This is a genomic window from Pelagibacterium flavum (assembly GCF_025854335.1).
In the GTDB taxonomy this organism is placed as follows: Bacteria; Pseudomonadota; Alphaproteobacteria; order Rhizobiales; family Devosiaceae; genus Pelagibacterium; species Pelagibacterium flavum.
The window spans coordinates 3,598,086-3,622,843 of record NZ_CP107716.1 but is presented as its reverse complement, the minus strand read 5'-3'; the positions used below and the strand labels follow the sequence as shown (position 1 = coordinate 3,622,843).

Sequence of the window (24,758 nt, the reverse complement as noted above, 5' to 3'; positions counted from 1 at the left end):
GTCATTTGGGGGCGAGTTACGCTGCGCTATTGTTTGAGGTGTCGAGCGTCGTATCCCATCAATGGCCGCCTCCGAATTGCTTGCGCAACCACAACGCGATGACTGAGGATATGATGCCACCACAAGTCCCTGAAGACTTCACGCCACCTGACGTGGCTGATGAGACCAAGGCCCGCGCCATCCTGACCACCGAGCATGACGGTGACGCAATATGCGTTGGAGCCATCGTATGGGGGAGTGGCCGAAAGGACGCTCTATGGCTCGGCGGCTACGCTTCCGTTGATGACTTCCTTCGTGCTGAGATGGTCCAGCACCTCATCGACCACCATGCCCGTGGGAGCAAGCTCGTTGTCCACACCAAGGGGCTACAAGCGCCTTTGAACCATACCATCCAGGCTGCCAAACGTGGAGGCCTCACCAGCGCCGGAAAGCCGATGAAGGGCTTTCACTTGATGAAGCCCCTAGCGGAGGCGAGGCGCGAAAAGCAGCTCGTCGTCAACCCGGTGGACTGGGTATACGGCGGCCTTCAGGCAGCACGAGAAGTTGCCCGAGCAGGTCTGCCCGAGGTGGCTAGGCTCAGGGACCATTTCCTCGACCTCAGGGATGACCATCCAGATTGGCATGTGGTCGTGAGGAGCTGGGAAGAGGAACCTGTTGCATGACAACCCTTGAGGCTCCACCTAGGACCAAACGTCGGGTGGCCTCGGTACCCTCCCAACGGCGGGACGACCTGCATCATGATCCCTGGCTCGTGCCATTGGGTGAGGACTTCGAGGCTCTGGTCAACGAGGTCTTCGAACTGATGGAGGCATCATGCCCTCGTCCAAAGCGGCAACGCTCAGACGCCACGCAACGTCGCCGCGACACCCTGGCCAACGTTATGGCAAACCTCGCAGTGCTCCAATCATTGGGACGGAACGAAGCGGGCATCGCAATATCAGCCAAGAAGACGGGTACGAGGGTCTACATAAACGGCAAGCTCCGCCCCACCCGCTACCATAGGCAGGCCCAGCCCCAAGAGGTTCTCCTCAAGGTCGTGGACGAGATGGAGAGCCTCGGATTGATTACCAGACAGCGAGGGTCTCGCAGAGGCGGTAGGACGACCATATGGCCGACCTTTTCATTGGCTCGGGACCTTGCTCCGGGTGGTGTGCCGCTGCCGCTGACGAGGCTCCCCGGTGCCGAGACGGTCATCCTGAAAGCCCCTGAGCCGACCACTAACAAACGGCGACATTGGGAGAAAAAGCCCAAGGTTCTGGTCGAGTACGAGGACACCGATGAAACCAGACTGATGCGAACAGAGATGGCAGCCATCAACACAGCTCTTGGCTCAGTGGACATTAAGTTCGACGGCAAGCAGCAGCCGCTCGTCCATCTCACCCGGCGTTTTCAGATCGAGCATCCACAGGACCCGCCAAGGTTTGATCGTCACGGTCGGCTATATGATGGCTTCTGGGAATATCTCCGCAAGGAGCAGCGGGGACGTATCACAATCGATAGTCACCCTGTAGCCGAGGCCGACTTCAGCGGCTTTTTCGTTCAGGCTTGTTACGCTGAGGCTGGCATCGAGTTGCCACCTGGCGACCCATACTCAGTGGATGGTCTCGCGCGGGAGGACACGAAGGCAGCCATGTCGGCGCTGCTCTGCAAGAACGGCCCAATGCGTCAACTGCCCGAGTCCTTGGAGCATCTCCGCCTGGAGGGCTGGACAGGTCGTAAGGTCCAAGAGGCGATGTCACGGAAGCATCCTGCTATTGCCCACCTGTTTGGCCGTGGGACCGGCATGAAGCTGATGTTCATCGAGAGCAGCATCATGGTCGAGGTATTGCTCCGCCTCATCTCTCGCGGTGTGGTTGCACTGCCGCTTCATGACGGTCTGATCGCCCAGTCGAAATGCATTGAGGAGTGTGCAGCAACGATGGGCGAAGTGTCGGAACATGTCCTAGGGAAGCCGCTTATCGTATCGATAAAGAACTATGTTCGCTAACTCCCCCCCTATGCCCCTCTCTGTGTCCCTCCAAGTGTTAAGACCTGAAGGATGGGAGGATTGTTTAGACCTCCATCTCCTCCATCACTTGAAGCACATAGCTTAATGCTCAGCTCTACGTCTGTGCTCAGAGTGACTGACTACCTGTACCGGTAAGACACCAAGCTCCTCCTTTGAGCTGATAGGGGATGAGGGGTCTGTGAACCTCTCCCTTCCTCGATGTCACCACCTCACGTCCCACTCCTCCCCACTCTCCAAGTCGCGAAACCTGGGGCCAGACTTCTGTTACCGATCTCAGGGTTTCCGTTATTGGTTGAGGAGGTAACGGGGGTGTTTTGGGGTCTCCTCCCATTGGTTTTTAAGTCCGATGGAAAACGCAATGCCAACATGCAGGCCAGAACAACATGCCCCAGCCCCACGATACAACCTGATGCCAACTCCAAGCATTCCGTCCACGCCGTCACCCATTGTTCTCTTTTCGTTCTCCTCGTAAAAGGTAGCAGAAAGGAGTCTCTGATGGGAGCCCGACGCCGTTCCAACGAATATTACTCACTGGGCCAGGCTGCCGCCGATGGGCAGCTCATCAAGGTGCGCTGTGGAAGCTGTAACCGTACGATCTTCTACCTAGCGTCCGACCTGGCGAAACTATTGGGCGAATCCCGACCAGCCCTTGCGGTCCCCTTCCCATGCTCTCGGTGCAGTAGTGATGACTTCATCCGCGTGGAGACTGTGACGCCAAGTCCAGGCGATGTCGGCTGCATAAAGGTCCGCCGTCCCGGCCCGCTCAAGGTCACCCAAACCTGGAGGAACACAATGCTGGGCGACGACTGATCGCCACCCCTCCCAAACACGAAAGGACAACCAACCTTGAGCCGCCAACCCATCGAACTAGACCCCAACGAAATACGAAGCGCCGACACCCTCCGCGTAATCATCGAGTCCACTCACCTTCGGCCAGACGAAACGGTCAGCCCGGTTTACCCCGGTGGCGTGGGGGCCGTCCTGTGGGGAGGCAACGGTGTTATCGACCTTTGGCTGGCCGGATACTCCACCGACTGCCGCCTGTTGGAGGCCGCCTTGTTGCAATTCGTCATCGACCAGCGCCTTGGTGAAAAGAAACTGATCGTTTACGCGGATCGGCTCCATGCAGGATGGCCACGTGCAAGCACACCTGAAGCGCGGATGATGCTGGAGCATTTGAAGCAGGCTCAGGAGGATGGCCGTATCACGATCCACCCTGAAGCGGCCTCGAAATCCCCGTGGGGCCACCGCCGCGCACGTCAAACGTCCGAGTTCGCCCAGACACTCTCCGGGGGTTGGGCCATGGAGGTGGTTGCCTCCGGTCAGCCCATCCTCGATCCCCACGTTCAAGAGCTGAAGGTCGGCCTTCCAAGCGACGACACCGAGTCCTTCTAGGCTCAACAGCTCCCCCACCCTCAAACATCAAGCAGCACCACTCCCAGTCCGCCTGCACGGGCCGGGAGGCGATACCGCTTTGTCCAATCAAGGTTTCATATGGCCAGAACACCCACACCCGAAATTCAAGCAACACCACTTCGCCCGGTAGCCTCTCCCGTCGAGAGTTATGTCCGCCCCGCCGAGCCTTCCCGCTCCTCGCTACACGATGTCGCTCAGGGTCTCGCAGCGTTCGACACTGGGCTCAAGACGTGGCTCCAGAAGCGTGAGCAGGAGCAGGACAAGGCCGATGCCGTTCGAGGCGAGGCAGCGTTCAACCGCAATAACCAAGCGGGCTGGGCCGAGGCCGTAGCCACTGGTGCGGTCCCCGCCAATGCCTCTCCGATCTTCATGGAGAGCTACAAGACTACCCAGGGCAACCACATGGGGGTCCGGCTCCGGGAGCAGTTCAACACCGAGTACGCCACCTGGGAAGGTCGCAACAGCGATGACCCCGAGGCGTTCGATACCTTCCTGTCCGACTTCATCTCTACCCACATCACCACCGATGATCCCTACATTCTGGCTGGACTAAACCCCCACATTGAGGCCCTCACGGAGTCGGCCTACCAGACGTACTCCACCGACCGCGCCAACACGATCTACAACGACCACGTGGGCACCCGTGCGGCAGTCGTCGGGGATATGATCGACCACGCCTCCATCCAAGGTGTGACCCTCGAAACGGGCACCGACTATGACGCCTTGATGTCTGACATCTTGGCTGAGCGTGAGCAGGCACTTGGCTCGGGCATCAGGCGGAACGACTACGACAAGCAACTCGTGGCAGCCATCGCGGCGAAGGCCATCGAGCACGGCGACCCGATGCTCCTTGAGCTGTTGGACGAGACGCTCCCCGGCTACGATGTGGCCCTTTCCTCGCTCCCTGAGTATCGGGACATCAAGGCCAACACCATAGACGCACTTGAAGTCGAAGCTCGTCGTCGCATGACCGATGAGGCGGCCCGTCAGGAGGCGGAGGATGAGGCTCACGAGAACGCCATTGTCCGAGGCGTGATGGATGCCCTTGCGGAGGACCCCAACGCGGAAATTCCCGAAGAGGTCATCCAGCAGTGGTCCATCTATGATCCTGAAGCCCGCACCAAGTTGGCCCAAGCGCGGAACACCCTCCTCAACGACTCGACACGGGAAGACCCTGCGGACTTGCTCATAATCGAAAGAGCAATTCAGGAAGGAGCAACTGCCTCGGATATTCTGGAGTGGGCAGCGGACGGGATTATCAAGGACCCCCAGACTTTCAGGACCCTCCTAGACCGAGCGAACCGGCGAGAGGAAGCACTGGCGGGTATCCTCGGGACCCAGACCGCACGTCGCTACCTTGCGACAATCAAAGAAAGGACAATGCCCACGGACTGGGATGAGATGTTTGCGCCCGATGGTCTCACGGATGAGGGGATCGAGGCGACCAGAGACTTCGAGAACATGCTGCTTGAATGGGTCATCGACAATCCCGATGCCACAGCTTTCGAGCGGGAGCAGCGCATTAACGAGGTCGCAGAGATCATCTTCAGACGTATCGACCAGCAAGAGCGTACCTATACCTCGCAAGCAGATGCCGATGCCCAAAGGGCCGAGCAGGAAGCAGCAGCCAACGAGATGGCCGGTACAGCGTCAGAAATGCTTCAGGACCCCCAGCCAGCATCCCCCACTGAGCCGCAAGCCGAGGAACCAGGTGTCCAGGCCGGAAGAACCGTGGGTGAAATGGCGGAGGAAGCACAGCGCACGGTAACCATCTTCTCGGGAGAGGCTCCCCCTGACCTCGATCAGATTGACGAGACATCTCGGCTCATCATCGAGCAGCGGGCGGAAGACGCTGGCGTAACACCGGAGCAATATCGGGACTTTGTTTGGCAGTACACAAGGCGCAGCCTGGACCTTCCGTCCGACCTTCCCACGCCCCCTCCTCCTCCAGCACCACAATCTCAGGCCAACCCGGACATCTTCCAGCCGACCAGCTCAAGTACCTATTCTCAAACACCAGAGGTCCAAAGCAGAGCACCACTCCTCGACCTTATCGGCCACACTGAGGGGACAGACCGGCAAGACGCCTACAACGAGACCCTCGGCTACGGCATCTTGGTGGATGGTGTACGCTCGGGAGGCCGAGGCGCTGACGTAGACCTGACGAACATGACGCTTGGGGAGATCGATCAGCTCCAGACCCAGATGCTCCGCGATCCCGACAACGAATGGGACTCCTCGGCTGTTGGTCGCTACCAAATCATCAGGACGACCCTTCGGGGGCTGAAGCGTGAGCTGGGCCTAACCGATGACATGAAGTTCAACCCCGAGCTTCAGGATCGGCTTGCGCTCGTCCTCCTCGAACGGCGTGGGCTTTCCGAATGGGAGGCAGGGAGGCTCAGCGATGAGCAGTTCCAAGACAACCTCGCCTACGAGTGGGCGTCACTCCCCCTCGCCACCGGAATGGGGGCCTACGAGGGACAGCGAGTCGGGACCGATACCAACGGCCTGATGTCAGCCTTCGCGGCCATGCGTAACGGGTCCGGCAATGCAGCCCTTGATGCCATCGACCAAGTGACCTCCGAACCCAACGTGGCCTATGCCAACATTGAGGACTGGGAGCGGCCCCGTTTCCTTGAATGGAACCACGATCCGGTCGGCAACCACGAGGCCAACCTTGCGACCATCAACCCCACGCTGGCCTCGGTGGTCCGTAGGGCTCAGGAGATTGCTGGGGTGGACTTCGTGGTCGGCTCTGGGCTCCGTGATGAGGACCTCCAGCGTAAGGCCATGGAGTGGGGCTGGTCGAAGACGATGGACAGCGACCACCTCGCCACTGAGGAAGGGCACTCTGATGCCGTAGACCTCTGGCCGCTCGACCCGAATGGTGCCGTCAAGTTCGACCGAAACCTTCAGATGCAGATCGTGGAGGCCATGCGGACTGCCGCAGCGGAACTTGGTGTTGAACTCGACATCGGGGCCGACTGGCAGTCCTTCCAAGACCTCCCACACTTCGCCGTCAGGGCGTAACTTCAAGGAACATCCATGCTTAACGAAGCGATGCTGGATCAGATCGACCAGCAGATTGCCCAGTCAAAGGGCATCACTCCTCCCTCTCAACCAAGCAGCCCCTCAGTGCAGCCCGCACCCGTGGCCACCGCGCCAACGGAGGAGCAAGAGACCGAGACACCAGAGATCGGAACAGGAGGTCTTTCTGGGCTCACTAATTCGCTCCTCTCGGGTGTCGTGGAGGCGGGTTTCCAGACCAAGGACTTCTTCTTCGGGGAGCCTGCCCAAGAGGACAAGTCGTGGCTCCGCCAGCAGCACGAGGCGTTCACCCAGCAGCTCGATGAGGCCAGTGTGGTCAACTCGGTGGTGGGCGACATCTCGCAGTTTAGCGCTGGGCTCGTCGGGGCTGGAAAGCTCATGGCACCTCTCAAGGCCACAGGCGGTGTTGCCCGAGGTGCTTGGGAGGTGGGCCGGGGTGCCCTCGCTGGGTTCCTCGCCCTCGACCCTCACGAGGAGCGCCTCTCCAACCTCATCCAACAGCACGAGTTCCTCAGGAACCCGGTGACGGAGTATCTCGCAGCCGAGGAAGGGGACTCAGCCATTGAGGGACGCTTCAAGAACGCCCTCGAAGGCATCGGCATGGACCTCGCTCTGGTGGGCATCTTCGAGGGCAGCCTCCGGGTCATCAAGGCATTGCGTCGAGGTGACGAAGCGGCAGCCCAAGAGGCCATGCGTGAGGTGGAAGAGCTTCAGGCCCAGCGCGGTACCGATGACCAGAGCGCCATGGATGCCATCGAAGGCCGTCAGGTGCAGGATGGCCCAGGCTCGGCTCCAAGGACTGACGTGGAGATGCCCGAAGGTATTCCCCAGATCACAGTCAGGGCTGGGGATGGGATGCAGGACGGGGTGGATGTCCCCACAGGCACACGGAATGTCGCTGAGGTCGAGATCGAACCAGTACGCTCCGATGCTCAGGCGGTCCCCCTGCGGCCCCAGGACCAAAGGTATCAGCCCACGGTCAAGGCCGAAGACATCGACATCGAAGAGATCATTCGCGGTACTGAGGCAGACGTGGCGGCTGTTCGGCAATACGGGTCTCGTGAGGTCGCACAGCAGGCGGGTCACGCTTTCGCTCGGGCCAACCTCCCATGGCAGAAGCTCAACTCCACCGAAGATGTCGAGACCCTAGTGCGAAACGTCTCGCGGTCACTCCAAGAACAGATGGGATTGGCCAAGGGTAGTACCGTTCTGACTGACGCCAAGCACCGCTTGATGGTGGAAGAGAGCGCCGAGCTGTTCGGACACGACCCAGAGATTGTCATGGGAGAGATTGCGAGGTCTGGTGAACGGGCCACGCACATGGTGGCAGACATGGAGGCCGCCTACATCATCTCCAAGAAGCTCTTTGAGGACGCGGCTGCACTGGGCACCAAGATCAGGGCCGGAATGCTCGATGAGTTCGGAGGAAGCCGTGAGGCCGCAAATGCCGAGCTGAAGCGACGGTTCCAGGCAGCAGCCGACATGATGGCCCAAGGCAACGCCATTCGCTCAGCTTCGGGCCGCGCTCTTCGTCGCAACCGCAGAGAGTTCGCCATCACGCCTGAGGACGTAGCAAGGTTCAAAGACATCCCTCCCGAGAAGCTGGCCGAGGTGCTCAGCTCTACCGGTGGGGACCTCAAGAAGCTCCGCGAGACTGCCAACCCTGCGTTCTGGCGAAAGGTGGTAGATGAGGGCACGTTCCTCCTCACCAACAACCTCCTGTGGAACTGGACGACCCACGCGGTGAACACCTCCACCAACCTCTACATGCTGGTGGCGCGTCCCGTGGAGAAGATGATCGGGTCGATGCTTCAGGGCTCCCGTGGGTCCGCTGTTAGACGGCAGGCCGCCCAAGAGTTTGCCTATACGTTCTACTCGGTGTCCGACGCCTGGAAGGGATTGGTGGACGCCTTCCTCAAGGCTGACTCGGTGTTGGCCCCTTACTCCAACGAGTACTTTGAGGTGGCATCACGGGTCCAGCAGCCGCAGATCGCAATGAAGCCGATCAAAGACACCTGGGACCTCTTCTACAACGGGCTGGTGGCGGCCAACTACAAGCAGGCCGGGATTGCAGCGGCACAAGGAGCCAAGGCAGGCTACCGAACCGCTGTGGGTCTTCCTACGCGTTCACTCGGTGCGGTCGATGAGTTCATCAAGCAGCTCCGCTACCGGGCGGTCGTTCAGGCCCGAGCTTCAGTCGAGGGCGTCGATGCCGGACTTGCCGGGGCAGACCTCCATCGGCACATCGAGAAGCGCCTCAAGGAAGCCTTCACGCCAGACGGGAGGGCGATAGACGACAAGGCTCTGTTGGAAGCTCAGGTGACCACGTTCCAGCAGGACCTCAGTGTGCCGACCTGGGGCAACTTCCAGTCTGTGGGGAAGACGATCCAGAACGCTCGTCACAACTATCCGCCTCTGGCGCTCATCCTCCCGTTCGTGAAGACCCCAATCAACGTGTTGCGGTATGCCACCAAGATGACGCCCGCACTGAACCTGCTCCAGAAGGAGTACGTGCAGATGCTCAGGGGCAAGATGGGGTCAGAAGCACAAGCCCACGCCATGGGACAGATGGCGCTTGGCTCGATGTTCATGGCCACCGCAGCCAACCTTGCGCTGAGCGGTCGGATCACGGGGTCTGGTCCCACCGACTACGAACTCAAGAAGCAGCTCATGGCTACGGGATGGCAGCCCTACAGCATCGTGCTCGATGGTGCCAACGGGGAGAAGACCTACTTCCCTATCGGGCGGTTCGACCCCATAGGAATGCCGTTCGCCATGGTTGCGGACCTTGTGGACATGATGGTGACCAACCCAGGCAGCCGAAAGGCTGAAGGAGGAACGGTGGCTGTGGCCGTTGCCTTGGCAAACTCATTCTCGGAGAAGACCTTCCTGATGAACGTCAACCAGGCGCTCGATGCCCTGAGCAATCCTGGCACCGATGGTCAGAACATCTCGAAGTGGTTCGGCAACTTGGGGAGCAATCTCATCCCCGGCTCCTCGGCTTGGCGCAACTATGCCAATCAAGACCCATACATGCGAGATGCCCGCGAGTGGCTGGACCGGCTGATGGCTGGGATGCCCGGTTACTCAGAGACGATCCCTCCTCAGCGCGACTCCTTTGGTGACCCCATCTGGAGGAAGCGCGGCCTCATGACCGATGGAGACGTGGACCTGGTGGAGTCGGAACACAACCGACTGATCTTCGAGACCGGGAATGGCATTAGACCCCCATCTCCCCACCACAACGGGGTGGACTTTCGGAAGGTGACACTCTCCGATGGCCGCAATGCCTACGATGTGTATCAGCAGCTTGTGGCCGATCCGGGCACGGGGACTACCCTGAAGGAAGCCTTGGCGAGGCTCATCGCGTCCGAAACCTATCAGCGGCTCGTGGACGGTGACCCCAGTGTGCGTGGCACAAAGATCGCGGCCATCATGTCGGTGGTCTCCCAGTTCCGCCAAGCGGGGAAGGCGATGTTGCTGAGGAACTACCCCGAGCTTCGCCAGCAATTGGCCCAATCTCAGATGGATGTGAGGTCCCAACTCCAGGCCAAGCAGGAGCAGTCGCGGCCTGAAGGTAACCTTGAGGAGCTACTGAGGTCGATGGGTTACTAGCCGAGCCCCGCGAACCATGGGGCGGCACATGGTGGCCGCCTCGTGTTCAATTAATCCAAACGGACAACTCTGCGTCTAGACCGGTTGCCTGCACTGCGTTGGCATGACCAATCGCGATGCCGGTTGCATTAAGGGCAAACTGCTTCATGGGACTGTTTTCCCACAGCTCGAACAATCTGCCTATTCCTGGAACGTCTTGCTCCAGCATCGCCACAAAATCGTCGCCAGAAGGTATAGTTGCAACATAGCAGGCCCAGATATTCGCAGCTTCTTGATCATTTAGTCCAGCTCGTTTAGCGTGGTCTAAGAACTCATCCTTAGAAGCATTTCGCGGCTGACGCAGCGTCCGATCTCTGCGGGAAGGTCGGAGGAGCGAACGCACAATATCTTGCTTTGTCTCGTCCACCAACTTTAGAAACTCCTCCTCTTTGGCACCTAGCGCAACGGTGGTGGGATATTTCCTTACGAACGACTTTCTAAGCTCCAGTTGGTCTATTTGAAGCGTTCCGCAGCGTTGAGCCTCCAAGAACCAGAACGTAGATTGGCTGCTCGTAGCAATCCCCACATGGGGCATCACCATGGTCCTCAGGTACTGTTGTAACTCATGGGGCGTTTGAATCCCGGTGTGGACAGTGTATCGAAGCATGTAGCAGAGCGAGAGCACGGCATAGTCTGCCTCACTCAGACGAGGTGCGACTAACGAAGCTTCATTGAGCGTGAGTGCTTCTCGTGATTGAGGCGCGGCCTTGGAGCGACGAGCGATGATGTCCACCAAGGTGTTTTTTACTGTCTGGTTTCCGGACCTCGCATATGCCGCCTGGGTCTCTCCGAGCATGTACTGGAAATCGGGGTCGCGGAAGGCCTCAGAGTTTGCCTTCTTCTCATCAGCAAAGGTCAGCAGCAGGTCTTCCCTAATTTCTGAAAGCCTGTCTTCGACCTTTCGCTCGGCCTCTGCCTGATAACGCACCTGAAGCTGAACGACTTCCGCAAGTATCTCGGCCATATCCTGCTTGCTAATGCCGAAATTAACAGAACCGTTTGCTTGAATAGCTACAGCCCCAGGGCCAGCTTGTTGAGCCTGATCATTTGTCTTTGAGATTGATGTCTCTTCCGGCTTGGATGCCAGTTCCTCCTTTTCCAACCTTTTGATGCTGAGCTTTTCCCTTGCCTTTCGAAATAAACCAACCACCAAACCCAACGATCCCCGTCACAATCACTCCGGCTAAAGCTATCCAAAGTTCAAACGTCATTAAACCGCCTTTCGACTTACCGGATCAAGTTTAAGGGTCGATCACGTGAAGTCTAGTATAAACGTGGGGACGTTCGCGTTTCCCCCCGGTGGGGGTGGTGCGCCCGCATAAATCACGTCTGGTGAGTGGCCCTAAACTTGGAGACCCCGCCCGGTATCCACCGCCTACTTGCCCATTTGGCTCTCACACATTCCTCAATGTCACCACTCTGTCTGCCCCTCCTCGCGCACTCTTGCGGGGTTCCATAAGGTACACCCTAAGAGAAGGACGAAAATTAGGTTCGATAAATGGGGTTGACGGGCCCAAATAGAAGTTCTATAAATGACACCACCCTAAACGAACATGTAGGGCAACCACTCAACCAGGAGCAACACCATGCTTATCGCACTCGAAACCATCGCCAACGTCTTGGGCCGTCCTTTCCGCTTGGACTTCTATTTTGAGCAGACCCGCCGCTTGACCGAGGTGGACAGCTACCAGTGGCGCATTGAACCTGCACAGTACAAAACAGCGCCGCTCACTGTATCGGCTGGCCCCTTCACCTTCCAAGCGTGTGTCCTGCCTAAAGTTGCTGCCCACTCTGGTCAGTAACACGATGCACAACTCTAAGGGGCGGGGAATGTCCTGCCCCTTGGGCCATCAATTTGTTTTCGCCCTTTGAGGAGACGCACGGTGACCGATGACCTTATGAGACTTAACGGGCTGGCCCCTAAGACTATCGAGGAGGCTGCGCTGTTCGCTGAACGATACCTAGAGCCCAAGAAGTTCGAAGCCTACCTTGAGCACCACAGACAAGGCGGGACCTTGTGGGATTGGTACGTTAAGGCAGACGAGACGTGGCAAGAGGCCATCTTTAACGACAACCTCTGTGTGCCATCAGGGTGTTTCGGGCTGCCCTACGGGGAACGCCTGGAGGCAATCGCCAAGGAGCGCATGAGGTTTGACGCTTGGCGCAAAGCACGGGAGGTGGAGATGGACCATGTTTGTTAGGGCATACCTCAGGGCCTCCACAAAGGAGCAGGACGCCACTCGCGCCAAGGCTGCACTAGAGCGGTTCGCCAAGGACAATGGGCTTACTATCGCCTCCACCTACATTGAGAACGAGAGCGGCGCGAAGGATTGGGCATCGCGTCCAGAACTCCGACGCCTCCTCGATGACTGCAAGGCTGGCGACATTCTATTGGTCGAGCAGGTGGACCGACTTAGCCGCCTCAATGCCGACGATTGGGAGGCCCTCAAAGCGGAGATCAGGGACCGCAAGGTGAAGGTGGTTGCCCTGGACCTTCCAACCTCCCACCAGTTCACGAAGGTCAACGGCGACGATACCACAGCCCGGATATTCGACTCCATCAACAGTATGATGCTCGACATGCTGGCCGCTATGGCACGTAAGGACTATGAGGACCGTAAGCGTAGGCAGGAAGAGGGCATAGCAAAAGCCAAGGCTGCTGGCCGCTATAAGGGCCGCCCCGAGAATACCGAACGCAACGAACGCATCATGCGAATGTTTCGCGAGGGGAAGACGTGGAGCCAGATCGAAAAGGATACTGGAGCCTCCAAGAGTACCTTGTCGCGCCTCAAGAAGAAGTCGGAGGAGGGGAAGGACTGACGCATAGACGACCACATCCCCACCACACATTGTGGCCCTCAAGGTTCTCCCGCCTTGGGGGCCTTTTGCATGGTCAATCGAGTATCCGCATTAGGCGGACCAATAGCGCCTCACCTTCTGGCGTCAAACGTACAAGCTTTGCCCTATCATCAAGCGGGGATCGATGGGTCTCGACTAGGCCCATACCCGGCACACCTTTGCGCTGCCAGTGCCCCAAGTACCTCAGATGTCGCGACACTGTGGACGGTGCCAGGTCCAAGCGCTTTGCAAGCTCCTTGAGGGACAATGGGGTGGTGATGTCAGGATCGCTGCAATAGGTGGCGACGCCCAAGAAGGTATTCATCAATGCCGCGTTGATCTCGCGTTGCTGGTCCATGAAAAGGTGGTTGGCACGAATGAGACGGAGCAGAACGGGGAAATGAGACATGTGGACCAGTCAATTTGTTATGTTAGCACATTACGAATTTAACCACTTAATGGTTGATCCTATATCGTGTCTAGTGGAGGGAATTAATAAGCTCAGGCGACGCCATCGACTCTATCGACACTCGCTTAGAACGATGCCCCTTTCCTCCGCAATGCGACGGTCCACCTCATCTAGGAAGTCGGGACCAGGTGGGCCTGGACATGGTGCCAACTCTCCTGGCGGTAGGCATGAAGTCCCGCCGCCCGATTTGAAGGTGCAGAGTGACGCGGTGTGCATCCATCGATCCACCACCAAAAACATCAAGCCGTTCGTCGCGACGTTCTCGACGGAATAGCGAGTGGCCCAGGCCGTAGCACTCCCCGCTATCAACACTAGCGCAAGACAAATGATGGTCAGAACGCGGGCGGTTGCTGGCATCGACTAGCCCCTCCAAGTCACATGCCACACATCTCTGACACCCCAATCGAAGCACGTCTAGTCCCCTCACGGGGGCACACATGGGGGCACTTTCGGGGGCACAACTTGCAGAGAGTCTGGAACTGGACTACCGTCAGACCCCTTGGTTTCCGGGCATCTCGGCGTACTCATCGATCTGGTGGGGCATTATGGCGGAGAGAGAGGGATTCGAACCCTCGAGACGGTTCCCCGCCTACACACTTTCCAGGCGTGCGCCTTCGACCACTCGGCCATCTCTCCGCGTCGCAGCCCGATTATCCGGCTTTGCGGTCGCTGCCAAGGGGCGTGGGGCAAAAAAGCTGCAAAACTTTCTTTTTAGGGGATCATTTGGCCCCGGCCGCGCGTTCAATCCGCGGCGGTTAATCAAATATTGAAAATCCGATTGCGCTTTCCCCCGCCCGCCATGCTATTGTTAACAAAGCCTTTCGGAAAAGATCGAGGTGCAGCAATAGCACCATGCCCGAATAGGCAGGGATGAGTATCATGCGTGTTGTACTGAGAATTCTGGCGGCTGCGTTTTTGGCCCTTTCGGTCGTCCTTCTGGTGGCCGATGGCACCGCCATGCTGGCCGCAAACGCCTTCATCGCCACCCCGCTGGCCACCACGATCGCCAGCCTGTTTCCGGGCACGCTGGAATCCATCGAACTGGCCGTTCAAGATAATGTGCATCCCTTGCTGTGGGAGCCCACGCTCACCACATTGCTGGCGTGGCCCGGCTGGGCCGTGATCGGCGCAATCGGCCTGTTGCTCGCCCTGCTTGGGCGGTCACGGTCCCGGCGGCGCATGGTCAGTATCGACCAGTTCTAGAGTGCTTCCAGGACAAGCATGTCCTCGACCCGATCGGGGATGGGCACCACTTATCCGGTTCGGAAGCGTGACAAAGAAGGGGCTGGCGTCCCGGCGCAGAGCGTGGCCGTTACCTCCCCAAGGAGCGTTTGCACATGATCTTTTCCCTGTTTTCCAAGCCCACCACAACGCCAGCCCCCGGCACGGCAATTCCCGGTCGCGCGACCGAGATGGACGTGGCGGCCGACCACTTCGTCAATGGCAATCCTCTCAAGGGCCCCTATCCCGAAGGCAGCGAGATCGTCTATTTCGGTCTGGGGTGCTTTTGGGGCGCCGAGCGGTTGTTCTGGCAATTGCCGGGCGTTTATGTGACCGCCGTGGGTTATCAGGGCGGGGAAACGCAAAACCCCACCTATGAGGAAGTCTGCTCGGGCCGCACCGGCCACACCGAAGCGGTCATGGTTGTGTACCAGCCCGAAAAGATCTCCCTCGATACCCTGCTCAAGACATTCTGGGAGGAGCACGATCCCACCCAGGGCATGCGGCAGGGCAATGACGTGGGCACCCAGTACCGCTCGGCGATCTACACCACCTCCCAGGCCCAGGCCGAGGCGGTGGCCGCCAGTCGTGATCGCTACGCCGCCGAACTCAAGGCAGCGGGCAGGGGAGAGATCACCACCGAAATCGAGCCCGCCGGTCCGTTCTATTTCGCCGAGACCTACCACCAGCAATATCTGGCCAAGAACCCCAACGGCTATTGCGGCCTCAAGGGCACCGGCGTCTCCTGCCCGCTGCCGGCTGCCTGATTGCTGGAAGCGCGACCAGAAAAGTAACCAGCGCGTCCAGCAAATGGTTTATTGCCAATTCCCTCGGGCCCGACCTATTGTCGGGCTTGTTTTTTGGGGAGATGGGAAATGCCGCGTCTGTTGCTGATCTGTGCCGCGCTTTTGGGGGCACTTGTTCTCGCCTCATGCGCAACCCTTTCCCAGGAGCAGTGCGAGGCGGGCGACTGGCGCGCCATCGGCTTTAGCGATGGTGCCGATGGGCGCCCGGCCGATCGGCTGTCCAGCCATGTCGAAGCCTGTTCCGAATATGGCATTGCCGTTGATAACGCGCTCTACCAGTCCGGTCGCGCCGAGGGTCTCAGGGTCTATTGTCGCCTTGGCAATGCCGAGCGGCAGGGTCGGGCCGGTGAAAGCTATTTCGGCGTCTGCGAAGGCGAACTGGGCGTCGCCTTTGCCCGTGTTCATCAGGCGGGCAGGGAGGTTTTCAATCTCCAAGCCGAGATCAATAGCCTCGATAGCGAAATCGACGCCAAACTGGCCGAACTGCGAAGCGGCAACCCCACCCCCGAACAGATCGCAACACTGACGCGGGAATTGACGATCCTGCAGACCGAGCGCCGCGTGCGCGAACTGCGCTTGCGTTCCGCCGAACAAAGCCTCTCAGCGCTCCGTCGCCAGGAAGAAGCCCGGCTCTCCCTGGCCGGTATTGGCTACTAGCCTGCATCGAAGAGGCGACACCGTCTCCATACCCCTCCATGTCACCCCGGGACTTGTTCCCGGGGTCCAGCAGCATCGCCGCTTGCAGCGCCGCAATCTTCGCCACCACTGGCTCGAACGGACCAGGGCGACCGGCAAAAGATGCAGGCTTTTCGGTTCGGCCGCGTCCAAAAGAAAGGGCCCCTCAGGGCCCTTTCCGATATTGGTTCTCGAGGCTGAAATTCAGGCGCCCGGCTGCTTGACGATGCGCAGATAGGGCCGCACTTCGTTCCAGCCATCGGGGAATTTTTCCTTGGCCTGCTCATTGGTCACGGCCGGGACGATGATGACGTCTTCGCCGTTCTTCCAGTTCACCGGCGTTGCCACCTGATGGTTGGCGGTGAGCTGCAGGCTGTCGATGACGCGCAGGACCTCGTCGAAATTCCGCCCCGTTGAAGCGGGGTATTCGAGCTTGAGCTTGACCTTCTTGTCCGGCCCCACCACGAACACGCTCCGCACGGTCAGCGTGTCGCTGGCATTGGGGTGGATCATGTCATAGAGGCGGGCGATGGAGCCGTCATCGGCAATCAGCGGAAAATTCAGCGCCGAGCCTTGCGTCTCCTCGATGTCCTTGGCCCAGCCCTCATGGTCCTCGATCTTGTCGACCGACAGGCCCAGAACCTTGACGCCGCGCTTTTCAAACTCGGGTTTCAGCTTTGCGGTATAGCCAAGTTCGGTCGTGCAGACCGGGGTATAGTTCTTGGGGTGCGAAAACAGCACCGCCCAGCTTCCATCGATATAATCGTGAAACCGGATTTCCCCTTCAGTCGTCTGCGCCGTGAAATCGGGCGCCGTATCGCCGATCAGAATAGCCATGTGCATGTCTCCTTTTCCGTGCCCGAAAAATCGGGTGATTGGATCAAAAACCGTCTAATTCAATATGGGCCTTAATGCGTTGCCTTGAACCGGGCGCAGGCGAAATGTTTTGCCCATTTGTCCCGGACCGGGGGCAAGGCTTTGCCTTTGGGCCGTTCTGTGACCGATCGAGATTCGGCTCAAGGTGAGTCGAAAATGGTGGTTTTCTGGAACCGGAGCGGAGCGTACCTTTCGGTACGTGAGCACCGGAAGTGCAGAAAACCATCATTTGCAGGCCGCCTTCAGCCGAATAACGGTTGGTCAGCGGTCGATGTGGCCCAGATCGCGCTTTGGATCAATCAGGTCGCGCACTCTTTGCTTGAGCGCCTTGACGTCGGGGAAGCCGCCATCGCGCTTGCGCTCCCAGATCAGAGTGTCTCCGGCGGCAATTGCAAAGATCCCGCCCGTCCCCGGCACCAGCGTCACCCCCGCCAGTTCGGTCCCGAAGGTCGAGAGCAGCTCCTGGGCCATCCAGCCCGAACGCAGCAGCCAGTTGCATTGCGTGCAATAGGTTATGGTTATGGCAGGTTTGCCGGGCTCCATGCTGCCTCATCCTTTCCATGCCAGCCGATGCTGGTATATCTACACTAGGAAAAAAGGGAGACAAGCCAGGTGCCGCCGCGTTCGGAAGCCAGCCGCAACAAGCTCGACGATGCCGCCCGCGCCGGGTGGCTCTATTACGTTGCCGGCAACACTCAGGACGAGATTGCCGCAAAGCTCGGCGTATCGCGCCAGAGCGCCCAGCGGCTCGTCTCGCTGGCCATCTCCGAAAAGCTCATCAAGGTCCGCCTCGATCACCCCATTGCCAATTGCCTTGAACTGGCCGCCAAACTTAAAGACCGTTTCGGCCTGCGCCTTGCCGAAATCGTCCCCTCAGACCCCGGTCACCCCGATACGACCCTTGGTGTTGCCGACGCGACGGCGCTCGAGATCGAAAAGATTCTCTCCGGCTCCAGCCCGGTCATCATGGGCGTGGGCACCGGCCGCACCCTCAAGGCCGCTGTCGATCTGCTCCCGGTCATGGATTGCCCCCAGCACCGTATCGTTTCCCTCACCGGCAATATCGCGCCCGATGGCTCGGCCGCGTTTTATAACGTCATCTTTTCCATTGCCGACAAGGTCAAGGCGCCCAGCTTCCCAATGCCTCTGCCGGTCATTGCCGCGAGTGCGCGCGACAGGCAATTGCTGCACAGCCAGGTGGGAATCGAAAAAAATCTCGCCCTCGCGGCAGAGGCCAGCGTCTGGTTCGTTGGCGTGGGCGATCTGGGGCCGAACGCCCCGCTTTATGAGGATGGGTTCGTCACCCGCGCCGAGCTCAAGGCCCTGCAAAAGGCCGGCGCCGTAGGCGAAATGCTCGGCTGGGTCTTTGATTCCAGCGGGGGGCTGGTTCCGGGCATGACCAATGAGCGCGTGGCCTCGGCCCCCTTGCCCTCTGCCGACAGGGCTCTCGTGGTCGCCGCAGCCCGCGGCCCCAACAAGGTCGCCGCCATCCACGCCGCCGTCGCCCGCGGCCTCGTCAACGGGCTCATCACCGACGAAGACACCGCCGCCAAGCTGCTGGCCTGACCTCACCGCGCCCAGCGTTCCCATTCGTTTGCCCCGTCTCTCCACCCTTGGTCCCCCGGACTTGATCCGGGGTCCAGTATCCCCAGCACCGGCGGCTCCGGCCGTAGCCGCTCCCACCCCCACCCTCGCTTCCCCGGCGAAAGCCGGGGTCCATGTCCGTTGCCATCCCCTCCAGGGGCTGGGCGAAGCTGCTGAGTCTCCGATCAAGTCCGGGACAGCGATAGAGAGGGCAGGACCTCGCCCCCATCCACTCCCCCTGTCATCGCCGCAATCCATCATGATGCTGCCCCGCAAACACGGCCGCTGCAGTGTGCCGCCTTGAGCAATTTCCCCATCCGTGAGCAAAAGCCCCTTGACATTGTGTCGCAGAAAGTGAGTAATTGCCCACGCGTATAGCAAATGCTCATTCTTGGAGCATATGGGAGGATTACCATATGAAGTTACGCTCGATCATCATCGGGTCGTGTTCGCTGTTTGCCCTTGCAGCCGGCGCGCAGGCCCAATCGCTCACCATCGCCACGGTCAACAATGGCGATATGATCCGCATGCAGGGTCTGTCCGACCGGTTCACCGAACAGACCGGCATTGATCTGGAATGGGTGACGCTGGAAGAAAACGTTCTGCGCCAGCGCGTCACCACCGACATCGCCACCGGCGGTGGCCAGTATGACGTCATGACCATCGGCGCCTACGAAACCCCCATCTGGGCCGCTCAGGGCTGGCTTGCCCCGCTCGACGATCTGGGTGACGACTACAATGCCGACGATCTGATCCCCGCCGTGCGCGAGGCGCTTTCGGTCGATGGCACCCAGTATGCCTCTCCGTTCTATGCGGAAAGCGCCATGATCATGTACCGCACCGACCTCTTTGAAGAGGCCGGTCTGGAAATGCCTCAAGAACCCACCTGGGAATTCATCGGCGAAGCGGCTCGGGCCATTACCGACCGCGACAATGAAATCTACGGCATCTGCCTGCGCGGCAAGGCCGGCTGGGGCGAGAACATGGCGTTCATCACCGCTCTTGCCAATTCCATGGGCGGCCGTTGGTTCGATATGGATTGGGAACCCCAGTTCGACAGCCCCGAATGGAATGAGGCGCTCACCTATTACGTCGACCTGATGACCGATGCAGGCCCTCCGGGCGCTTCGTCCAACGGGTTCAACGAAAATCTGGCGCTGTTCCAGCAGGGCAAGTGCGGCATGTGGATGGATGCCACCGTCGCGGCGTCCTTCGTGTCCAACCCCGATGAAAGCCAGGTTGCAGACAGCGTGGGCTATGCGCTGTTCCCGACCAATGGCGAGTTCGACAACCACGGCAACTGGCTGTGGGTCTGGTCGCTGGCCGTTCCGGCAAGCTCGCAGAACGTCGATGAAGCCAAGCAGTTCATCGAATGGGCAACGTCCGAAGCCTACCTCGAAATGGTCGCAGAGGAAGAAGGCTGGGCCAACGTTCCTCCGGGAACCCGCACCTCGCTCTATGAAAACCCGGCCTATATCGAGGCGGCCCCGTTTGCCGAGATCACCCTTGAGGCGATCCAATCGGCCAACACCACCAACTCCTCGGTGCAGGATGTGCCCTATGCCGGCGGCCAGTTCGTGGCGATCCCCGAATTCCAGGGCATCGGCACGTCGGTCGGCCAGATCTTCTCGGCGGCCCTCGCCGGACAGGTCGGCGTCGATCAGGCCCTCGACCAGGCCCAGCAGACAGCCCGCATGGAAATGGATCGCGCCGGTTACTACCGCTAGCTCCTAACTGAAGGGGCCGGGTCAGGCCGGCCCCTTCACTTCGCGATCCCCCAATCGCGCGCCAAGGTCAGGGAGAGGACAATGGCAACAGCTCAAACCCAAACAGCGGCCCGGTTCATGATGGCCCCCTCGGTCATCGCGCTTCTGATCTGGATGATCGTGCCGCTTTCGATGACCGTCTGGTTCTCGTTCCAGTGGTACACGGCCTTCCGCGCCCCCGAATTCACCGGCTTTGCCAACTACACCTACTTCTTTGCCAATCCCAACATCTGGACGGTGTTCCTAAACACCCTGATCCTCGTTGGTGGCGTGCTGGCGATCACCCTTGTCGGCGGCACCTTGCTGGCGCTGTTGCTCGATCAGCCCATGTTCGGGCAGGGCATCGTGCGCCTTCTGGTCATCGCTCCCTTCTTTGTCATGCCCACGGTGTCCGCGCTGGTGTGGAAGAACATGCTCATGCATCCGGTCAACGGGCTCTTCGCCTGGATCGCGCGAACCTTCGGGTTCCAGCCGGTCGATTGGTTTGCCCACGTGCCGCTGTTTTCGGTCATCATCATCGTTGCCTGGCAATGGCTGCCCTTTGCAACACTGATCCTTCTGACCGCGCTGCAATCGCTCGATGAAGAGCAGCGCGAGGCCGCCGGCATGGACGGCGCCGGTCCCATATCGCTGTTTTTCTACATAATCCTGCCCCACATGTCCCGGGCGCTCACGGTGGTCATGCTCATCCAGACCATCTTCCTGCTTTCGGTGTTTGCCGAAATCTTTGTCACCACCAATGGCGGGCCGGGCGTTGCCACCACCAATCTGCCGTTCCTGATCTATCTCCAGGCCCAGTTCCAGTATGATTTCGGTCTGGCCTCGGCCGGCGGCATCGTCGCCGTCATCCTCGCCAACATCGTCGCGATCTTCCTGCTTCGCGTCGTCGGCAAGAATCTGGAGGCCTAACCACCATGGCACGCGCAATTTCCACTCAAAGAAAACTCGGCGTTTCCGCCATCGCCTGGGCAATCGCCTTTGTGATCTTCTTCCCGATCCTCTGGACGTTCCTGACCAGCTTCAAGACCGAAGGCACCGCCATTGCGACCCCGCCCCAGTTCCTGTTCTTTAGCTGGACGCTGGAAAATTACGAAACGGTCCTCGAACGCTCGAACTATTTCCGGTTCCTGGGCAATTCGATCATCACAGCGGTCGGCTCGACCCTTTTAGGCCTGGTCATCGCCATTCCCGCCGCCTGGGCCATGGCGTTCTCGCCCACCAAGCACACCAAGGACATCCTGATGTGGATGTTATCGACCAAGATGCTGCCCGCCGTCGGCGTTCTGGTGCCCATCACCATGCTGTTCCGCATGGCGGGTCTCACCGATACCCATCTGGGGCTCACCCTGGTCCTCACCCTCATCAATCTGCCTATCATCGTCTGGATGCTGTTCACCTATTTCAAGGAAATCCCCGTCGATATCCTCGAAGCGGCCCGCATGGACGGCGCATCGCTCCGCCAGGAGGTGATCTATGTGCTCACCCCCATGGCCATCCCCGGCATCGCCTCCACCATGCTGCTCAACATCATCCTGGCCTGGAATGAATCGTTCTGGACCATCGTTCTGACCACCACCCAGGCAACCCCGCTCCCCGCGTTCATCGCGGCCTATTCTTCGCCCGAGGGCCTGTTCTGGGCCAAGCTTTCGGCAGCATCGATGATGGCCATTGCGCCCATCCTCATCATGGGCTGGTTCAGCCAGAAACAATTGGTCCGCGGCCTGACCTTCGGCGCGGTCAAATAGGAGCGGTTGCAGGAAAAGTGGGAACCGGTTTTCCGGTTCGCGACCGCGACAAAAGGTAGGAGAACTGGTCCCATGGGATCGATCACACTCAAAAATGTTCAAAAGAGCTTCGGCGGCGTCACCGTCATCCCCGACATCTCGCTCGAGATCGAGGACGGCCAGTTCGTGGTCTTTGTCGGCCCCTCGGGGTGCGGAAAATCCACCCTGTTGCGGCTGATCGCCGGGCTCGAGGACGTCACCTCCGGCCAGATCCTCATCGATGGCGTGGATATGTCAAAGGAAGCACCCGCCCAGCGCAAGCTTTCGATGGTGTTCCAGTCCTACGCGCTCTATCCCCATATGAGCGTGCGCGGCAACATCGCCTTTCCCTTGAAGATGGAAAAGGCGCCCAAGGAAAAGATCGACGCGGCAGTCAACAACGCCGCCTCAATCCTCAATCTCACCGATTATCTCGACCGAAAGCCCCGCCAACTCTCGGGCGGCCAGCGCCAGCGCGTTGCCATCGGCCGCGCCATCGTGCGCCAGCCAAAGGCCTTCCTGTTCGACGAGCCGCTCTCAAATCTCGATGCCGCCCTGCGGGTCAACATGCGGCTCGAAATTTCCGACCTGCACCAGAAACTCAAGACCACCATGGTCTATGTCACCCACGATCAGGTCGAGGCCATGACCATGGCCGACAAGATCGTCGTGCTGCACGCCGGTCGCGTCGAGCAATACGGCTCCCCGCTCGAGCTCTACACAAAACCGGCCAACAAGTTCGTCGCCGGCTTCATCGGATCTCCGAAGATGAATTTCATCGAAGGCGCCGAGGCGAAAAAATTCAGTGCCCACACCATCGGCATCCGCCCCGAACATCTCGCCGTCTCCAAGGAGGGCGGCATCTGGTCGGGCATGGTCAAGGTCTCAGAGCATTTGGGGTCCGATACCTTCTTCCACATCGATGTGGCCGGCATCGGCACCCTGACCGCTCGCGCGGCGGGCGATGTGCCCTTCAAGCACGGCGAAACGGTCACCCTCTCCCCCCAGGACGGCCGCATCTACAAGTTCGATGCTTCGGGCAATGCTGTCTAACGCAAAGAACACCATTCGAGGATCAGCGGCATCATGAGTGTCAGACTAGCGGCAAACTCTCTCTCCTCCTTGCCCGGTTCGGTCGCCGTGCCGCGCTACGATCACTCGAATCTCGCGGCGGGGATCGTCCATTTCGGCGTTGGCAATTTCCATCGCGCCCACCAGGCCGTCTATCTCGATGATCTCTTCAATCTCGGGCAGGACCACGATTGGGGAATCGTGGGGGCTGGCGTGCGCGCCAATGATGCCGAAATGAGAAAGATCCTCGCCGCGCAGGATTATCTGACCACCGTGGTCGAACAGGAAGCCTCGGGCACAAACGCGCGCATCACCGCGCCCATGATCGATTTCCTCGATCCGGGCGATCCGGCCACGATTGTCGCCAAACTGGCCGATCCCGCCATTCGCATCGTCTCGCTCACCATCACCGAGGGTGGCTATTATCTTGACGCCGCCGGCGCGTTTAACCCCACCCATCCCGATATTGTCGCCGATGCCGCTCGGCCCGAAACGCCCAGCACCGTGTTCGGCCTGATCCTTGCCGGGCTCAAGGCACGCCGCCAGGCGGGGGTCGAACCCTTCACCATCATGTGCTGCGACAACATCCCCCACAACGGCAAGGTGACCCTCAACGCGGTGGCGGGTCTGGCCGATCTGTTCGATAGAGAAATGGCCGATTGGGTCCGGCGCTCGGTCGCCTTCCCCAATGGCATGGTGGACCGCATCACCCCGGCGACGTCCGATCGCGAACGCACCATCGTTTCGGAAGAATACGGCATCGCCGACGCCTGGCCGGTGTTTTGCGAAACCTTCAAACAATGGGTGCTCGAAGACAATTTCCCCACCGGCCGGCCCGCGCTCGAAAAGGTCGGCGTCACCTTCGTTAGTGACGTCTCCCCCTGGGAGCTGATGAAAATCCGTATTCTCAATGGCGGTCACGCTGCCATTGCCTATCCTTCGGCACTGATGGATATCCACTTTGTCCATGAGGCCATGGAACACCCGCTGATCGCCGCCTATCTCGAAAAGCTCACCAAAGACGAGATCATCCCCGTCGTCCCCCCGGTGCCCGATACCGATCTCGACGACTATCGGCGCCTGATCGCCGGGCGCTTCGCCAACCCCAGGATCGGCGACACCATCCAGCGCCTGTGTCTTGACGGCTCAAACCGCCAGCCCAAATTCATCCTGCCCTCGGTCGAAGACCGTCTTAGGTCCGGCGCCCCGGTCACCGGCCTCGCACTGGTGTCGGCCCTCTGGTGCCGCTATTGCTATGGCGTCACCGATTCCGGCACGCCGATTGCGCCCAACGACCCGAACTGGGACCGCCTCCAGACCGCAGCGATCCGTGCCAAGGACGATGCAAAGGCCTTTCTGCAGATGAAAGACATTTTTGGCGCCGCCGCCGAAAACCCCGATTATGTCGCCGCCTTCACCAACGCGCTGGGAACGATCTGGCAATTGGGCACCCGCGACACCCTCACCCGCTACATCCAGGGCAAGCTTTGATGCCAGGGCAGGGCGCACGCCTTACCCACCCCCTGCAACCCTGCGGAACATGCCGCAATGACAATCCCGGTG

Annotated in this window: 21 protein-coding genes and 1 tRNA gene; 17 read left to right on the top strand and 5 right to left on the bottom strand. The window is 59.7% G+C overall.

From position 1 onward, the window contains the following. Positions 1-98: 98 nt before the first annotated feature. From OF122_RS18140 to OF122_RS18120, 5 genes are all read left to right on the top strand, one after another. Positions 99-662 carry a hypothetical protein gene (locus OF122_RS18140; RefSeq protein ID WP_264225582.1) on the top strand — a complete coding sequence of 188 codons (564 nt, stop codon included), beginning with the start codon at positions 99-101 and terminating at the stop codon, positions 660-662. After that, complete coding sequence (locus OF122_RS18135; protein WP_264225581.1) at positions 659-1,987, top strand: hypothetical protein; 1,329 nt, start codon at positions 659-661, stop codon at positions 1,985-1,987. The genes OF122_RS18140 and OF122_RS18135 overlap by 4 nt, the downstream gene beginning before the upstream one ends. Before the next feature lie 867 nt (positions 1,988-2,854). Beyond that, complete coding sequence (locus OF122_RS18130; RefSeq protein WP_264225580.1) at positions 2,855-3,403, top strand: hypothetical protein; 549 nt, start codon at positions 2,855-2,857, stop codon at positions 3,401-3,403. A gap of 99 nt (positions 3,404-3,502) precedes the next feature. Continuing rightward, on the top strand, positions 3,503-6,454 hold the full coding sequence (locus OF122_RS18125; RefSeq protein WP_264225579.1) for a hypothetical protein: 2,952 nt from the start codon (positions 3,503-3,505) through the stop codon (positions 6,452-6,454). Between the two features lie 15 nt (positions 6,455-6,469). Next, on the top strand, positions 6,470-10,087 hold the full coding sequence (locus tag OF122_RS18120) for a hypothetical protein (RefSeq protein ID WP_264225578.1): 3,618 nt from the start codon (positions 6,470-6,472) through the stop codon (positions 10,085-10,087). 46 nt (positions 10,088-10,133) lie between these two features. On the opposite strand, the gene OF122_RS18115 is transcribed toward OF122_RS18120, so the two are convergent. After that, entirely contained in the window at positions 10,134-11,276 is a 1,143-nt protein-coding gene (locus tag OF122_RS18115) for an LPO_1073/Vpar_1526 family protein (RefSeq protein ID WP_319019403.1), read from the bottom strand. Between the two features lie 436 nt (positions 11,277-11,712). Here OF122_RS18115 and OF122_RS18110 point away from each other — a divergent pair, with 436 nt between their 5' ends. The 3 genes from OF122_RS18110 to OF122_RS18100 all read left to right on the top strand — a co-directional run bounded on the left by OF122_RS18110 (position 11,713) and on the right by OF122_RS18100 (position 12,946). Continuing rightward, positions 11,713-11,928 (top strand): hypothetical protein, encoded by a 216-nt coding sequence (locus OF122_RS18110; protein WP_264225576.1) that lies wholly within the window; start codon positions 11,713-11,715, stop codon positions 11,926-11,928. A gap of 81 nt (positions 11,929-12,009) precedes the next feature. Continuing rightward, positions 12,010-12,327 (top strand): hypothetical protein, encoded by a 318-nt coding sequence (locus OF122_RS18105; protein WP_264225575.1) that lies wholly within the window; start codon positions 12,010-12,012, stop codon positions 12,325-12,327. Next, a complete protein-coding gene (locus OF122_RS18100; RefSeq protein ID WP_264225574.1) occupies positions 12,317-12,946 on the top strand; it encodes a recombinase family protein in 630 nt (209 codons plus the stop codon). Before OF122_RS18105 ends, OF122_RS18100 begins: the two co-directional genes overlap by 11 nt. A 73-nt stretch (positions 12,947-13,019) precedes the next feature. Here the strand turns inward: OF122_RS18100 and OF122_RS19780 are convergent, their stop codons facing one another. Then, on the bottom strand, positions 13,020-13,289 hold the full coding sequence (locus OF122_RS19780; protein WP_408636340.1) for a MarR family winged helix-turn-helix transcriptional regulator: 270 nt from the start codon (positions 13,287-13,289) through the stop codon (positions 13,020-13,022). Positions 13,290-13,979: 690 nt separating this feature from the next. Then, a tRNA-Ser gene (locus OF122_RS18095) sits at positions 13,980-14,069 on the bottom strand. Between the two features lie 243 nt (positions 14,070-14,312). Here OF122_RS18095 and OF122_RS18090 point away from each other — a divergent pair. The 3 genes from OF122_RS18090 (at position 14,313) to OF122_RS18080 (ending at position 16,117) form a co-directional block, all read left to right on the top strand. Next, positions 14,313-14,636: a hypothetical protein gene (locus OF122_RS18090; RefSeq protein WP_264225573.1), complete on the top strand. Its 324-nt coding sequence runs from the start codon at positions 14,313-14,315 to the stop codon at positions 14,634-14,636. A gap of 134 nt (positions 14,637-14,770) precedes the next feature. After that, positions 14,771-15,421 (top strand): peptide-methionine (S)-S-oxide reductase MsrA, encoded by a 651-nt coding sequence (msrA, locus tag OF122_RS18085; protein ID WP_264225572.1) that lies wholly within the window; start codon positions 14,771-14,773, stop codon positions 15,419-15,421. Between the two features lie 108 nt (positions 15,422-15,529). After that, the gene (locus OF122_RS18080; protein ID WP_264225571.1) at positions 15,530-16,117 is read left to right on the top strand and encodes a DUF2799 domain-containing protein; all 588 of its coding nucleotides are present in this window, start codon (positions 15,530-15,532) and stop codon (positions 16,115-16,117) included. A 222-nt stretch (positions 16,118-16,339) separates the two neighbouring features. Here OF122_RS18080 and OF122_RS18075 read toward each other — a convergent pair whose 3' ends face one another. Both OF122_RS18075 and OF122_RS18070 read right to left on the bottom strand, forming a co-directional pair. Next, complete coding sequence (locus OF122_RS18075) at positions 16,340-16,972, bottom strand: peroxiredoxin (RefSeq protein ID WP_264225570.1); 633 nt, start codon at positions 16,970-16,972, stop codon at positions 16,340-16,342. A 300-nt stretch (positions 16,973-17,272) separates the two neighbouring features. Next, positions 17,273-17,554, bottom strand: a complete 282-nt coding sequence (locus OF122_RS18070) for a SelT/SelW/SelH family protein (protein ID WP_264225569.1) — start codon at positions 17,552-17,554, stop codon at positions 17,273-17,275. A gap of 69 nt (positions 17,555-17,623) precedes the next feature. Between OF122_RS18070 and OF122_RS18065 the strand changes: the two genes are divergently transcribed. The 6 genes from OF122_RS18065 to OF122_RS18040 all read left to right on the top strand — a co-directional run bounded on the left by OF122_RS18065 (position 17,624) and on the right by OF122_RS18040 (position 24,686). Beyond that, entirely contained in the window at positions 17,624-18,577 is a 954-nt protein-coding gene (locus OF122_RS18065; RefSeq protein ID WP_264225568.1) for a sugar-binding transcriptional regulator, read from the top strand. A gap of 434 nt (positions 18,578-19,011) precedes the next feature. Further along, positions 19,012-20,322 carry an ABC transporter substrate-binding protein gene (locus OF122_RS18060; protein WP_264225567.1) on the top strand — a complete coding sequence of 437 codons (1,311 nt, stop codon included), beginning with the start codon at positions 19,012-19,014 and terminating at the stop codon, positions 20,320-20,322. Positions 20,323-20,403: 81 nt separating this feature from the next. Then, entirely contained in the window at positions 20,404-21,270 is an 867-nt protein-coding gene (locus OF122_RS18055) for a carbohydrate ABC transporter permease (RefSeq protein WP_264225566.1), read from the top strand. Positions 21,271-21,275: 5 nt separating this feature from the next. Next, positions 21,276-22,106 carry a carbohydrate ABC transporter permease gene (locus OF122_RS18050; protein ID WP_264225565.1) on the top strand — a complete coding sequence of 277 codons (831 nt, stop codon included), beginning with the start codon at positions 21,276-21,278 and terminating at the stop codon, positions 22,104-22,106. A 72-nt stretch (positions 22,107-22,178) separates the two neighbouring features. Further along, positions 22,179-23,177 (top strand): ABC transporter ATP-binding protein, encoded by a 999-nt coding sequence (locus tag OF122_RS18045; protein WP_264225564.1) that lies wholly within the window; start codon positions 22,179-22,181, stop codon positions 23,175-23,177. 33 nt (positions 23,178-23,210) lie between these two features. Continuing rightward, positions 23,211-24,686 (top strand): mannitol dehydrogenase family protein, encoded by a 1,476-nt coding sequence (locus OF122_RS18040; RefSeq protein WP_264225563.1) that lies wholly within the window; start codon positions 23,211-23,213, stop codon positions 24,684-24,686. Positions 24,687-24,758: the final 72 nt, after the last annotated feature.

Excerpts from the sequence above, each read along its gene's own strand:
- OF122_RS18125 (WP_264225579.1), top strand. The coding sequence starts at position 3,503 with ATGGCCAGAACACCCACACCCGAAATTCAAGCAACACCACTTCGCCCG.
- OF122_RS18045 (WP_264225564.1), top strand. The coding sequence starts at position 22,179 with ATGGGATCGATCACACTCAAAAATGTTCAAAAGAGCTTCGGCGGCGTC.
- OF122_RS19780 (WP_408636340.1), bottom strand. The coding sequence starts at position 13,289 with ATGAATACCTTCTTGGGCGTCGCCACCTATTGCAGCGATCCTGACATC.
- OF122_RS18100 (WP_264225574.1), top strand. The coding sequence starts at position 12,317 with ATGTTTGTTAGGGCATACCTCAGGGCCTCCACAAAGGAGCAGGACGCC.
- OF122_RS18055 (WP_264225566.1), top strand. The coding sequence starts at position 20,404 with ATGGCAACAGCTCAAACCCAAACAGCGGCCCGGTTCATGATGGCCCCC.
- OF122_RS18075 (WP_264225570.1), bottom strand. The coding sequence starts at position 16,972 with ATGGCTATTCTGATCGGCGATACGGCGCCCGATTTCACGGCGCAGACG.
- OF122_RS18135 (WP_264225581.1), top strand. The coding sequence starts at position 659 with ATGACAACCCTTGAGGCTCCACCTAGGACCAAACGTCGGGTGGCCTCG.
- OF122_RS18110 (WP_264225576.1), top strand. The coding sequence starts at position 11,713 with ATGCTTATCGCACTCGAAACCATCGCCAACGTCTTGGGCCGTCCTTTC.
- OF122_RS18080 (WP_264225571.1), top strand. The coding sequence starts at position 15,530 with ATGCCGCGTCTGTTGCTGATCTGTGCCGCGCTTTTGGGGGCACTTGTT.
- OF122_RS18060 (WP_264225567.1), top strand. The coding sequence starts at position 19,012 with ATGAAGTTACGCTCGATCATCATCGGGTCGTGTTCGCTGTTTGCCCTT.
- OF122_RS18070 (WP_264225569.1), bottom strand. The coding sequence starts at position 17,554 with ATGGAGCCCGGCAAACCTGCCATAACCATAACCTATTGCACGCAATGC.
- OF122_RS18140 (WP_264225582.1), top strand. The coding sequence starts at position 99 with ATGACTGAGGATATGATGCCACCACAAGTCCCTGAAGACTTCACGCCA.
- OF122_RS18050 (WP_264225565.1), top strand. The coding sequence starts at position 21,276 with ATGGCACGCGCAATTTCCACTCAAAGAAAACTCGGCGTTTCCGCCATC.
- OF122_RS18120 (WP_264225578.1), top strand. The coding sequence starts at position 6,470 with ATGCTTAACGAAGCGATGCTGGATCAGATCGACCAGCAGATTGCCCAG.
- msrA (WP_264225572.1), top strand. The coding sequence starts at position 14,771 with ATGATCTTTTCCCTGTTTTCCAAGCCCACCACAACGCCAGCCCCCGGC.
- OF122_RS18090 (WP_264225573.1), top strand. The coding sequence starts at position 14,313 with ATGCGTGTTGTACTGAGAATTCTGGCGGCTGCGTTTTTGGCCCTTTCG.
- OF122_RS18040 (WP_264225563.1), top strand. The coding sequence starts at position 23,211 with ATGAGTGTCAGACTAGCGGCAAACTCTCTCTCCTCCTTGCCCGGTTCG.